General features: G+C 62.0%; 12 protein-coding genes. 11 read left to right on the top strand and 1 reads right to left on the bottom strand.

The genetic code is table 11. The features are described 5' to 3' along the window. Positions 1 to 8: 8 nt before the first annotated feature. The 9 genes from K3762_RS07545 to ligD all read left to right on the top strand — a co-directional run bounded on the left by K3762_RS07545 (position 9) and on the right by ligD (position 8,700). Positions 9 to 599 carry an exopolysaccharide biosynthesis protein gene (locus K3762_RS07545; protein ID WP_120350784.1) on the top strand — a complete coding sequence of 197 codons (591 nt, stop codon included), beginning with the start codon at positions 9 to 11 and terminating at the stop codon, positions 597 to 599. Positions 600 to 682: 83 nt separating this feature from the next. Further along, positions 683 to 913 carry a hypothetical protein gene (locus K3762_RS07540; RefSeq protein ID WP_120350783.1) on the top strand — a complete coding sequence of 77 codons (231 nt, stop codon included), beginning with the start codon at positions 683 to 685 and terminating at the stop codon, positions 911 to 913. A gap of 96 nt (positions 914 to 1,009) precedes the next feature. Continuing rightward, a complete protein-coding gene (locus K3762_RS07535) occupies positions 1,010 to 1,810 on the top strand; it encodes a lytic transglycosylase domain-containing protein (protein ID WP_067625783.1) in 801 nt (266 codons plus the stop codon). Positions 1,811 to 2,093: 283 nt separating this feature from the next. After that, positions 2,094 to 2,711 carry a hypothetical protein gene (locus tag K3762_RS07530; protein WP_259949271.1) on the top strand — a complete coding sequence of 206 codons (618 nt, stop codon included), beginning with the start codon at positions 2,094 to 2,096 and terminating at the stop codon, positions 2,709 to 2,711. Next, complete coding sequence (locus tag K3762_RS07525; RefSeq protein ID WP_120350781.1) at positions 2,708 to 3,106, top strand: phage holin family protein; 399 nt, start codon at positions 2,708 to 2,710, stop codon at positions 3,104 to 3,106. Before K3762_RS07530 ends, K3762_RS07525 begins: the two co-directional genes overlap by 4 nt. Next, a complete protein-coding gene (locus K3762_RS07520; protein ID WP_132443666.1) occupies positions 3,096 to 4,367 on the top strand; it encodes a DUF3618 domain-containing protein in 1,272 nt (423 codons plus the stop codon). The genes K3762_RS07525 and K3762_RS07520 overlap by 11 nt, the downstream gene beginning before the upstream one ends. 78 nt (positions 4,368 to 4,445) lie before the next feature. Continuing rightward, on the top strand, positions 4,446 to 5,393 hold the full coding sequence (locus K3762_RS07515) for a YihY/virulence factor BrkB family protein (protein ID WP_067623518.1): 948 nt from the start codon (positions 4,446 to 4,448) through the stop codon (positions 5,391 to 5,393). Between the two features lie 11 nt (positions 5,394 to 5,404). Beyond that, positions 5,405 to 6,241, top strand: coding sequence for a Ku protein (locus tag K3762_RS07510; protein ID WP_132443667.1), 837 nt, complete (start codon positions 5,405 to 5,407; stop codon positions 6,239 to 6,241). Beyond that, complete coding sequence (gene ligD / locus K3762_RS07505) at positions 6,241 to 8,700, top strand: DNA ligase D (protein ID WP_260012612.1); 2,460 nt, start codon at positions 6,241 to 6,243, stop codon at positions 8,698 to 8,700. Before K3762_RS07510 ends, ligD begins: the two co-directional genes overlap by 1 nt. An 80-nt stretch (positions 8,701 to 8,780) precedes the next feature. On the opposite strand, the gene K3762_RS07500 is transcribed toward ligD, so the two are convergent. Further along, positions 8,781 to 9,935 (bottom strand): PLP-dependent aspartate aminotransferase family protein, encoded by a 1,155-nt coding sequence (locus tag K3762_RS07500; protein ID WP_260012610.1) that lies wholly within the window; start codon positions 9,933 to 9,935, stop codon positions 8,781 to 8,783. A gap of 168 nt (positions 9,936 to 10,103) precedes the next feature. Here K3762_RS07500 and K3762_RS07495 point away from each other — a divergent pair, with 168 nt between their 5' ends. After that, positions 10,104 to 11,315 (top strand): bifunctional alpha/beta hydrolase/OsmC family protein, encoded by a 1,212-nt coding sequence (locus tag K3762_RS07495; RefSeq protein ID WP_260012608.1) that lies wholly within the window; start codon positions 10,104 to 10,106, stop codon positions 11,313 to 11,315. Between the two features lie 304 nt (positions 11,316 to 11,619). After that, the gene (gene purB, locus K3762_RS07490; protein WP_120350775.1) at positions 11,620 to 12,924 is read left to right on the top strand and encodes an adenylosuccinate lyase; all 1,305 of its coding nucleotides are present in this window, start codon (positions 11,620 to 11,622) and stop codon (positions 12,922 to 12,924) included. Positions 12,925 to 12,929 lie beyond the last annotated feature (5 nt).

Here is a 12,929-nt window from a genome sequence, read left to right as displayed (position 1 = left end):
TGCGGATCATGGCCGAGGATTCAACGGCGCTGACGGATGTTGTTGACGAGCTGAAAGACGCCTCCCAGGGGAAAGACACCGTTGAAGTCGGCCAATTGATCGACGCGCTAGACCAACGGGGCTACGGCCCTGCCCTTGCTGTCATTCCGCTGATGGAGCTTACCCCCTTGGGCGGCATTCCCGGTTTCCCAACCGTTCTGGCGCTGTTGGTCGGCATCCTCGCGTTGCGGCTGCTGCTGGGCTATGAGCATTTTTGGGCCCCGAACTGGCTGCGCGAACGATCTCTGAAATCCGAAAAGGTGTTAAAGTCGGTTGAGTGGCTGCGGCCCGTGTCAGAATGGATCGACGACAAGTTGCATGCCCGGCTGTCCCGCTTTGCAGGCCCCACCGGTCAAAAGGTCGCCTGTGTCGTCATCCTTTGCCTTTGCTTCTCCGTCCCGCCGCTTGAGGTGGTGCCCTTTGCCACCTCGGCACCGATGATCGTGATCTCGATCTTCGGGCTGGCGCTGCTCTATCGTGACGGCCTGCTGATGTTGCTGGCCTTCATCGGGGCGGGCATTGCGGGACTTGCCGGCGCGTCCTATTTTCTAGGCGGCTGACCGCAACCCGCCCCACCATCGCCATAAAAGGGCCACAGGACCTAAGCAATCTTTAACGAGACCCTGCAAAGGAAGCAGATAAGATGGCGACTTCCACGACGACCTTCAACGAGCGGCTGACCCGCATTGAACAGCGCGCAAAACGCGCGGAAGGCAAGCACCGCCGCGCCAAACGCAGCCGAAAAGGGCTGATGTTTCTGGTGACCCTCGGTTTGCTGTTCGGCGGGGCGAGTTTTGCCCAAGATAGTGCCCCGCAGGTCAATGCCTGGGCAGGCACTGCGATCGAATATGTCCGCGCGCTGCTGCCGCGCTGAGGGTCAAAGATTTTACCTTTCCTTCACCAACTGAGTTGAACCGTTGTCCAGGCGGGCTAACCTCTGATCGGCACACAGACGCAGAGGGTCAAACTCATGTTCAAATCACTTTTCACCACCACCGCGGCCATCTGCACCTTTATGGCCGCGCCCGCATTGGCAGCCCAATGCGGCAATACGGCCAATGGCTTTGAGGCCTGGAAAGGCGCTTTCGCCCAAGAGGCCCGCGCCGCCGGAGTAGGCCAGCGCGGACTGGATGCCTTGGCCAGCGCCCGCTACGCCAATGGGACCATCGCCGCTGACCGGAACCAGAAATCCTTTAAGTATTCCCTGTCCAAGTTCATGCAGGTGCGTGGCGCGGATACAATTGTAGCCCAAGGCCGCAAGCGCAAAGCCCGCAGTGCGGGGCTCTTTAACGCGCTTGAGCAACGCTATGGCGTGCCCGCGGGGGTTTTGCTGGCGATTCACGGGATGGAAACAGGCTTTGGCGGTTTCATGGGCAATAGCGCGGTCGTCTCGGCGATCACGACGCTGGCCTATGATTGCCGCCGCTCCGACTTTTTCGTGCCCCACGCCATCGGTGCCCTAAAGCTGGTGGACCGCGGCGCGATCACGCCCAACACCCAAGGCGCGAAACACGGTGAGCTTGGCCACACCCAATTCCTGCCCGGCAACGCGCTGACCTATGGTGTCGATGGCAATGGTGATGGCCGCGTGGATTTCTATAACGAAGTCGACGCGCTCGCCTCGACCGCCAATTTCCTGCGCCAGAAAGGCTGGCAGCCGGGGGCCGGCTATCAGGAGGGGCAGCCGAACTTCCGCGTCATTCAGGCATGGAACGCGGCGGGCGTCTATCAAAAGGCCATCGCCATCATGGCCAGCCGCATCGACGGCTAAGAACCACTTAACCTTTGTTAAGCCGCGGCGCGTCCCCTTGGGGCGCGCCGCTTGCGTTTGTGGGCTCAGCGGGCCTCTGAGCCCGTTTAATTCCCACAGGCCAACGGGTTCCCTGCAATCTTTTGGTCTGACCGGGGAACCGCCCGCAGCGTCAGTCGTTGGACTGTAGATAAGATAATTGCTGCAGACGAATGGAGGGACCCATGCACGGAATTTTCTACCTCATCGGCCTGATCGTGGTCGTTCTCGCGATCCTGAATCTCGTATTTTAAAGGAGGTCACCATGCCCGACGACAAAAACACACAGACCCAAAGCGCCGCCGCGAAAGAGCAGGCGACCGCTGCAAAAGACAAAGCCGCCGCTGCCGCCAGCAGTGCTGCCGAGAGCGCCAAGGCACAGGCCCGGGACGTGGCCGACACCGTATCTGCCGAAGCCACCAACTATGCCTACCAAGCGCGTGACACCGCCGCCGACGAAGTCAAAGGCGTCGCATCCGCACTGCGCACCGCAGCCGATGAGCTGCGCAGCGGCTCCCCGCAGGAGCGCAGCTTTAGCCAACTCGCCGATGGCCTTGCCGATGTCTCAGACACAATGCGCGACAAAGATCTGGGCGAGATGATGGGCGACCTCAATGGCTTTGCCAAGCGCAACCCGCTGGTCTTCCTTGGTGGCGCTGCCCTTCTGGGCTTTGTGGCGACCCGCTTTGCCAAAGCGTCCAGCGACCGGCCTCAGGGCGGCTATGGCGGCAGCGGCGTCGAATATGACGACGACGACCGCATCGACCGGCCCATGCCCGGTACGCCGCCCACAGGTGCCGCAAGCACCGTGCCCGGCCGCACCGCCGCACAGCCGACCCCGCAGCCTGCCGCGCCCAACGTCGTAACAGGAGAGAAAGCATGACCACCGAAAGCAATAAATCCGCCGGGAGCCTGCTGACCGAAGCACTCTCCCACGTCAGTTCCCTGATGCGCAAAGAGGTCGATCTGGCCCGCGCCGAAGTGAACGAGAACCTGAAACATGCGGGCGTGGCCATTGGGCTGATCGTCGGCGCCGTTGTCGTGGCCCTCACTGCACTGAATGTGCTGAGCGCCGCTCTCGTCGCCGCCCTGACCGAAGCTGGCATCGCCGCTGGCTGGTCCGCCGTGATCGTCGGCGTTCTTCTGGCCATCGTCGCCTACGTGATGGTCCAGAAAGGCACCAGTGATCTGAAACTCAGCAGCCTTGCGCCGACCCGCACCGCCAAAAACGTCAAGCGTGACGCAGCAACCATGAAGGAGGTCTACGATGACAAATGACTCCAGAAACCCCGAAGAAATTGAACGCGAAATCGAACGGGAGCGCGCCGGTCTGGCCGACACGCTGGACGATTTGCAAGACCGCTTCTCGGTCGAAGGCATCGCGCGTCAGTTTTCTGACCAGTTCCGCGAACATGGCGGCGACTGGGGTCGCTCCATCTCTGACGCGGCCAAGCGCAACCCAGTTGCTCTGGCGCTGACAGGTGCTGGTCTGGCGTGGATGATGTTCGGCAGCGGCAACAGCCGTGACCGCCGTGGCTACGAAGGGCTAAACCGCGACCGCGCACATCCCGTGCCGGTGCCGGTGACCAACACCGAAACCCGTCCCGCCGTGCGTGACGCACGCCGCTCCTCCGCCCCTGCAAGCGCCTATGCCTCCAGCTATGGCTCCGAGCGTGGCGCAGGTGACAATGTGCCCGCATGGGCCCGTGATGTGCATCATGATGACGATGATAGCCGTGGCTTGGGCGACCGTGCCCGCTCTGCCGCTGGTAGCGTAAAGGGGGCCGCAGGCTCCGCCGCGAGTGGTGTGTCCGGTGCCGCAGGCTCCGCCGCCGGTAGCGTCAAAGGCGCTGCAAGCTCGGCTGCTGGTCGTGCCCGCTCTGCCGGGTCGTCGGTTGCCAGCGGTGCCCGCTATGCCCGTGATCGCGCGTCTTATGGTGCAAGCTCTGCCGTAGACAGCATCCGCAGCACCGCCAGCGGCGCCGCCCATAGCGTGCGTGACAGCGCCAATGCCGCCAACGAGCGTGCCCATGTGCTGCGCGACCGTCTGTCGGAAGGCACCGAGAACATGACCGCCGAAGCGCGTGAGCGCATCGTGATGGCCCGTGCTCGTGCCGTCGATGCGTGGAATGCCGGTGGCCGCTATGCCCGTCAGGGCGGTGAGCGTGCCTCGGACATGTTCGAAGAGCATCCGATGGTCGCTGGTGCATTGGCTCTCGCAGTGGGTGCCGCCATCGGTGCCGCCCTGCCCCGCAGCCGCACCGAAGACGCCTATCTGGGCGAGCACAGCGATGCGCTCTTTAACGAAGCCGAGCGTATCTACGTGGAAGAGCGTGACAAGCTGAGCAAAGTAGCCAAGGCCGCCACGGATGAGGCAGGCAAAGTCTTGAAAGAGACGAAAGCCAACGCCGACGCCGCAGCCGACGAAGAGACCGCCGCCGACGCCGCCGTGAAAAAGGCCAAGGAAAGCGGTCAGCGCGTTGCAGATGCTGCCAAAAGCGAAGCCGACAAGCAAAAGCTCGGCGACGTGAAGAGCTAAGCGATACCATTGCCCGCTCCCGGCATCCGGGGGTGGGCTCCTTTTTTACGACAATAATTGCAAGTCAGAGGTACGATTATGGCGCGCGGACGTGAAGCGGAAACGCCGATGGAGATACCGGCCCCCGGATGGAAAGACATCCTGTTTCGGGTCAAGGATGAAATCGCCGCCGATCACGTGTCGCTCGTTGCCGCCGGTGTTGCCTTTTATGCGCTGCTGGCGATTTTTCCCGCTGTCACCGCGCTGATGGCGCTGGCCGGGCTGGTGATGGAGCCTGCACAGGTCACCGCCCAGCTTGAAGCGCTGACAAACCTCATTCCCAAAGAAGCTGCAACCATCATTCTCGATCAGGCCGTTGCCGTGACCGGGTCGGAAGAGACGGGGCTCGGCTGGGCCTTTCTCATCGGTCTGGGTCTTGCGCTCTACTCTGCCTCCAAGGGCGTTGGCAGTCTGATGGAAGGTCTCAACGTGGCCTATGATGAGAATGAAACCCGTGGTTTCGTCACCAAATTGATCTGGACACTGGGCCTCACTGTGATGTTGATCGGTGTGCTGCTCTTGGGTCTTGCCGCGACACTGGCGGTGCCTGCGGTAGTCGCCTTCCTCGCCCTGCCGGATTGGGTTGAGACATTGCTTACCTATGGCAGTTGGGTATTGCTTGCCGCGCTCACAACGCTCGCGCTGGCCGTGCTTTACCGCTATGGCCCCGCCCGCGATGACGCAGAGTGGAAATGGCTCACCCCCGGCTCCGTCATTGCCTGCATCCTGTGGATCGTCGCCTCTGTCGGCTTTTCGATCTACGTCAGCAACTTCGGCAGCTATAACGAGAGTTTCGGCAGCATGGCCGGGGCGATCATCCTGCTGATGTGGCTGTGGATTTCGGCCTTCATCGTGCTCTTGGGGGCCGAGTTCAACTCCGAAATGGAAGCCCAGACCCGTAAGGACAGCACCACCGGTCCAGAAGAGCCGATGGGCCACCGCGACGCGGTCAAGGCCGACAGGCTGGGCCGCGCCAAGGGTAAATAGGAGGGGATCCAATGGCACCGCGCGCACTCTGGAAAGGTCAGCTTCGCCTCTCATTGGTGTCGATCCCGGTCGAGATATTCTCGGCTACCAAGACCAGTTCCAAGGTCTCTTTTCGGCAGATCCACAAACCCTCGGGCAAGCGGGTTCGCTATGAGAAATCCGTGCCCGGAATCGGGCCGGTCAAGGCAGAAGATATCGTCAAAGGCTATGAGGTCGGCAGTGACGAATATATCCTGCTTGACCCCGACGAAGTGGATGAGATCAAACTCGAGACGAAGAAGACCTTTGAGTTGGTGCAATTCGTCGACGCCTGCGAAATCTCTCCGCTCTATTTTGACAAACCCTATTACATCACCGCCTCCGACGATCTGGCACAAGATGCCTACCGCGTGGTGCGCGACGCGCTGCGCCAAGCGGGCAAGGTCGGTTTGGGGCAGGTCACCATGCGCGGCAAAGAATATCTGGCCTGCGTCAAACCCTGTGGCGACGGGCTGCTGATGGAGACGCTGCACTACGCCGATGAGCTGCGTGAGGCGGATCAGATTTTCACCGATTTCGAGGATGAGAAGACCGACAAGGACCTGCTCGATGTGGCGACATCGCTCATCGACAAGAAAACAGCCCCCTTCGACGCCTCCGCCTATACCGACAAATATGCCGAGGCGATGCAAAAGCTTTTGGATGCGAAGGTGAAGAACAAGAAAACCCCGCGCGTGCAAACCGGGGATGACGGCCCTGCCGAGGGCGAGAATGTCATCGACCTGATGGGCGCATTGAAAGAGAGCCTGAAGGAAGCAGGCGGTAAATCCAGCGCCAAGAAGAAGGCGCCGCGCAAGAAGGCCTCGTGATGGCCAAATCCCCCGACAGGCTTGCCAATTATAACGCCAAGCGCGATTTCGAGACGACAGCCGAACCCCGTGGCCAGATCGGCAGCGGCGCGGGCCAAGGCTTCGTTGTCCAAAAACATGACGCAACCCGCCTGCATTATGACTTTCGTCTTGAATGGGAAGGGGTGCTGCTGAGCTGGGCCGTCACCAAAGGCCCCTCTCCCGACCCATCCGAAAAGCGCCTTGCCGTGCGGACAGAGGATCACCCGCTCGACTACGGCGGGTTCGAAGGGACGATCCCAAAGGGGCAATATGGCGGCGGCACGGTGATGCTCTGGGACCGGGGCACTTGGATGCCGCAGGGCGATGTCGCCAAGGGATTGAAGGACGGCAAGCTCAAATTCACGCTGCAAGGCCAACAGATGCAGGGCGGTTGGACACTGGTGCGGATGCGGGGTCAGGAAAAGCGTGAGAACTGGCTGCTGATCAAGGAACGAGACGACTATGCCCGCGATGTACCGGATGGGCTGACCAAGGGCACCGCCCGGTCGATCACCACAGGCCGCACCATGGCGGAAATCGCCAAGGATGCCCCCGCGAGAGATGTCGCGGACCCACAGCCCAAACGCAAAGGCAAGAACCCCAGCTTCGTCAAACCACAGCTTGCCACGCTCGTTTCCGACGCGCCCGAGGGCGAGGATTGGATGCATGAGACGAAATTCGACGGCTACCGCTGTCTGGTCTCACTCGGCAAGGGCGGTGCGCGGCTCTTTACCCGCTCAGGCAAGGATTGGACCGACAAATTCAACGGACTTGGTCATGCTTTTGATCCGCTGCCCTGCGACCGCGCCCTGCTGGACGGAGAGGTCATGGCGGCCAAGATCAATGGCTCTGCGTTTTCATCGCTACAAAAGGCGCTGAAAGAGGGGCATCCGCTGGTTTTTTACGCTTTCGATTTGCTGTCACTTGATGGCGATGACTTTCGGAGCGATGCACAAAAAGACCGCCGCGCGCGTCTGGCAAAGCTGCTTTCCGGCGTGCCAGCGGGCGGGCCGTTACGGCTGAGCGAACATGTTGTCGGTCATGGCCCCGAAGTCTTTGACCGCGCGTGCAAAGCCGGGGCCGAGGGGATCATCAGCAAACGTATCGACGCGCCCTACTCCGGCAGACGCAGCAAGAATTGGCTCAAGGTCAAATGCACCCGGCGGCAGGAATTCGTCATCATCGGCTATTCCCCCTCTGACAAAAAGGGCCGCGCCTTTGCCTCGCTCCTGTTGGGCAGTCATGAGGGGGGTGAATTGCGCTATAAAGGCCGTGTCGGCACGGGGTTTTCCGAAGCGGTGATGGCCGATCTTGCCCGTGCCATGACCGCCCGCAAAACCCCGCCCGCCAGCGACGTGCCAGCCGAGGTTGCGCGGGATGCCAAATGGGTCCGCGCCGATCTGGTGGCCGAGGTCGACTTTACCGAATTCACCGCCGATGGCGTGATCCGCCACGGCAGTTTTCTGGGCCTGCGTCAGGACAAGGACGCCGGCCAAGTGACATTGGAGGAACCGCAGGAGGAGCCGAAGATGGGCGATGACAGCCAAATCGGCGGCGTGCAGATCAGCAACGCCGACCGCAAGGTTTTCCCCGATGCAGGCTGCACCAAGGGTGACGTGGCGCGGCATTACGCGCGTGTCGGCCCGCGCATGATTGAACTCATGGGCCATCGCCCCCTGTCGCTGTTCCGCTGCCCCTCGGGGATCGACGGGCAATGTTTCTTTCAAAAACACGACAGTGGCGGGATGCCTGATGCACTGTCGCGGGTATCGATTGAGGAAAGCGATGGCGACGCGGCGGATTACCTCTATGCCACGCGGCCCGAAAGCTTGATCGCGGCCGCGCAGATGGGCAGTCTGGAATATCATATCTGGGGCGCGCGGGTTGACCGGTTGGACCGCCCCGACCGGCTGGTCTTTGACCTTGACCCCGATGAGGGGCTGGACTGGCCCGATGTCCGCGCGGCAGCCTTTGAGCTGCGCGACGCGCTGGCGGCTCTGGGCCTGCAATCGGGTGCCATCGTCACCGGCGGCAAGGGCGTGCACGTCTGGCTGGCCTTACGCCGGACACGCGGCTGGGAGACGGTCAAGCTGTTCTCCAAAACCTTTGCCCATGTCATGGCGGCGCAGAACCCTGATCGCTATGTCGCGACCATGTCCAAGGCTAAGCGCAAGGGCCGCATTTTCATCGATTGGCTGCGCAATGAACGCGGGTCTACGGCCATCGCGCCCTATTCCCTGCGCGCGCGCCCCGGTGCGCCGGTCGCCGTGCCGGTAACGTGGGAAGAGTTGGGAAACCTCGACAGCGCCAACGGGTTCCGCATGGGCGATATCGCCGCGCGGCTGGATCGGCCCTGCCCCGCGCTGGCGGTCCAAGACGATCTGCAATCGCTGACCGATGGGGTGATCAAGAAGCTGCAGGCTTGGTCTGAAACCTAGCGGTTATCTTTCGCGCACCGGGACGGGCACAACATCGTGCCCTGCGCGAGATTGGCCGCGGAGGCCCGCGGCCAATGAGGTTACTGGCCGAGCGCTTGCCCCAGATCAGCACCAAGGTCTTCGACATCCTCAATCCCGACCGAGAGCCGCAGCAGCCCTTCGGGGATCCCGGTGTGCGGCTCAATCGTGTGGCGATGCTCGACAAGGCTTTCCACACCGCCAAGCGACGTGGCGCGGTGGAAAAGCTCCAACCGCCCTGCCGCTTTCAGCGCCGCTCCCGCCCCGCCTTTGACGACAAATGACAACAGCCCGCCATAGCCCCCGCTCATCTGCTGCGCAGCAAGGGCGTGGCCGGGATGGTCCGGCAGGCCGGGATACATCACCTGTTCGACCTGAGGGTGATCCGCCAGAAACTCCGCCAATGTCATGGCATTGCGGGACATCTCGCGCATTCTGAGCGGCAGGGTGCGCATGCCGCGCGCCAGCAACCACGCCTCCATCGGGCCGATCACCGCGCCCGCCTCGTTCCGGTCATCGCGGATCATCTGCCAGCGCGGCGCGCCTGCGTCAGCGGTGGCAAGCGAGCCGGCCAAAACGTCGGAATGGCCGTTGATCCCCTTGGTGGCCGAATGCATCACGATATCCGCGCCATGCTCCAGCGGGTGGCTCAGCACGGGCGAAGCCGCCGTGCTATCGACCACCAGCGTCGCGCCCACCTCATGCGCGGCGGCGGCGGCCCCGGCGATATCGGTGATCCGCAGCCATGGGTTCGAAGGGGTCTCGATCAAACACAGGTCAGGCTTTTCGGCCCTGCAAAGTGCTGCAAAGGCGTCAAGATCGCTGGCGTCCACCTCATGCAGCACAATCTGCCGACGGGTGCAGAAATCGCGGATCCATTTCGTCGTGCCCCAGTAAATCTGGCTTTGCACCACCACGCTCGCGCCATTGGGCACGGTCCGGAAGACCGCCGCGATGGCGGCCATGCCCGAGGGGAAAATGAGCGTCTCTTCGGCCCCTTCGAGCGCGTTCAGGATACGCTCCGCCACACGGGTGTTTTCGTTGTGAGAGCGCAGATAGACGTTGTCGGGATTGACCAGATCGTAGTTCTCATCGCGCAGATAGGTGGTGGCAAATTGCACCGGCGGCACCACCCCGCCCGAAGCGGGATCGACGGCGCCTGCGGCCTGAGCCGCTATGGTGGCAGGGTGCAATTGGGGTTTGGGAGGCTGTGCCAAGTGGTTTCTCCAACAGATGTTTTTCCAAGTGGTATACAAAGCAACAAGCCGGGGCAAATGGGATCACGGCCAGTGCTTTCACGTAACGCTTGGGTGAGCAGAGAGCCGCGGCCCTTGATCCACCGGCATAACATGTCACCTTTGACGCACCCCAAACTGGAGCGCCCCATGGCCACTGAACGCATCACATTCCCCGGCCCGGATGGCACGGAACTGGCCGCCCGGCTGGACATGCCCGAAGGGCCGCATCTGGCGACCGCGCTATTTGCGCATTGCTTTACCTGTGGCAAGGACATCCCCGCCGCGCGGCGTATCGCCGGGCGGTTGGCGGCGATGGGCATCGCCGTGCTGCGGTTTGATTTTACCGGGCTGGGCCATTCGGGCGGTGAGTTTGAGAACACCTCGTTTTCCTCCAACGTCGACGACTTGATCGCTGCCTGCAGCTATCTATCGAGCCGCGACATGGCCCCGGCGCTGTTGATCGGTCATTCTCTGGGCGGAGCGGCGGTGCTAAAGGCAGCGGCGCAACTTGCTCATGTCAAAGCCGTCGCCACCCTCGGCGCGCCCTTTGATCCGGCCCATGTCACCCATAATTTCGCCGAAAGCCTGCCTGAGATTTCGGCCAAGGGCAGTGCTGAGGTCAATCTTGGCGGGCGGCCTTTCACCATCAGTCAGGGCTTTATCGACGATGTGCAGGGCGCCTCCCTCGCCCCTGATATCGCCAAGCTGAAAGCCGCGCTGCTGGTGCTCCACGCCCCGCGGGATGAGATTGTCAGCATCGACAACGCGGGCCAAATTTTCTTGGCCGCGAAACATCCGAAAAGCTTTGTCACGCTGGACGATGCCGATCACCTGATCACCCGCGCGGGCGATGCCGAATATGCAGCCGAGATCATCGCCACATGGGCGGATCGCTATATGACACTGAAATCCCCCGCCCCGCCCCCCGGCGCGCCGGAGGGAATCGTGCGCGTGACCGAAGCCGACGCCGATGGGTTCTTGCAAGACGTGAACGCAGGCCCCCACCACCACGCTTTGGCGGATGAGCCGCTGGCTTATGGCGGAACCAATCGCGGCATGTCGCCCTATGGGTTTTTGTCTGCGGGCTTGGGCGCTTGCACGTCAATGACGATCCGCATGTATGCGCGGCGCAAGGGCTGGCCGCTGACGGGTGTCAGCGTGGATGTGTGCCATGACAAGGTCCATGCGCAGGACGCGGGGACTGGGGCAGCGGAGAAGATTGACACGTGGCGGCGACGTATCCGGTTGGAGGGGGATCTGAGTGAAGAACAGCGCCAACGGTTGTTGGAGATCGCGGATAAGTGCCCGGTGCATCGGACGTTGGAGCGGAGTTCGACGGTGCTGACGGAACTGTTGTAAGAAGGATGAAACCGGTCACAGCCCGGAATTAAGCCGTCGGCGCCGGGCCATCGTCTGTCCGCCCGTCACGCCAGAGGCGTGCCGAATAATTGCGGTGCACCTGCGGTGCGACGGGCCGGCGATTTGGTGAGGCTGGGCGTCCGTCTTCGAGGTCACCCCAAGGCTGCCCCATTAAGTGGCACGAAGCCACCTGAGCATCGCCACTCCACGGGCAGACACTGACCCGCCCTCCTCACACTTGTCCTTAACCCCAAGTCAGTCTATGCCGCCCCTGACCCATCCCCTGTCCTAAAAAGGTGCGCGCATGATCCCCCGCTATTCCCGTCCCGATATGGTTGCCGTTTGGTCGCCGGAAACGAAATTCCGCATCTGGTTCGAGATCGAAGCCCATGCCTGCGACGCGATGGCCGATCTGGGCACCATCCCGCGCGAGAATGCCGACGCCGTATGGAAAGCCAAAGACGTCGAATTCGACGTGGCCCGCATCGACGAGATCGAAGCCGTCACCAAACATGACGTCATCGCCTTCCTGACCCACTTGGCCGAACATGTCGGCAGCGACGAAGCGCGTTTCGTGCATCAGGGCATGACCTCGTCGGATGTGCTCGATACCTGTTTCAACGTACAACTGACCCGCGCCGCTGATCTGCTGCTTGTCGGCATGGACAAGCTGCTCGCCGCGCTGAAGAAACGCGCGCTTGAGCATAAAGACACCGTCCGCGTCGGCCGCAGCCATGGCATCCACGCCGAGCCTACGACCATGGGCCTGACCTTTGCCCGCTTCTACGCCGAGATGGACCGCAACCGCGCTCGTCTTGTCGCCGCGCGTGAGGAAATCGCCACCGGCGCGATCTCGGGCGCTGTCGGCACCTTCGCCAATATCGACCCGCGCGTCGAAGAGCATGTCTGCGAGAAACTGGGCCTCAACCCTGAGCCGATCTCGACCCAAGTGATCCCGCGCGACCGTCACGCGATGTTCTTTGCCACGCTCGGCGTTATCGCCAGCAGCATCGAAAACGTGGCGACTGAAATCCGCCACATGCAGCGCACCGAGGTGCTCGAAGGGGCGGAATTCTTCTCGATGGGGCAAAAAGGCTCCTCGGCCATGCCGCATAAAAAGAACCCCGTGCTGACCGAGAACCTCACCGGGCTTGCCCGTCTGGTGCGCATGGCCGTGGTTCCGGCGATGGAGAACGTAGCACTTTGGCACGAACGCGACATCTCGCATTCCTCCGTCGAGCGCGGTATCGGCCCTGACGCAACCGTCACACTTGATTTCGCCCTGCACCGTCTGGCAGGCGTGATCGACAAAATGCTCGTCTTCCCCGAGAACATGCTGGAGAACATGAACAAATTCCCCGGCTTGGTGATGAGCCAGCGGGTGCTTCTGGCCCTGACCCAAGCTGGCGTAAGCCGCGAAGACGCCTATTCCATGGTGCAGCGCAACGCGCTGAAAGTCTGGGAAGAACGCCTTGATTTCCGCGAATTGCTGCTCGCCGATGAAGAGGTCGTCGCGGCCTTGGGCGAAGATGGCATCAACGAGAAATTCGACATGGGCTATCACACCAAACATGTCGACACGATCTTCAAGCGCGTCTTCGGCGCGTGATGCGA

This window comes from Sulfitobacter sp. W074, assembly GCF_025142275.1.
Classification (GTDB): Bacteria; Pseudomonadota; Alphaproteobacteria; order Rhodobacterales; family Rhodobacteraceae; genus Sulfitobacter; species Sulfitobacter profundi.
Note: the sequence above shows the minus strand (reverse complement) of the source record. Positions and strands in the feature narration are given on the sequence as shown.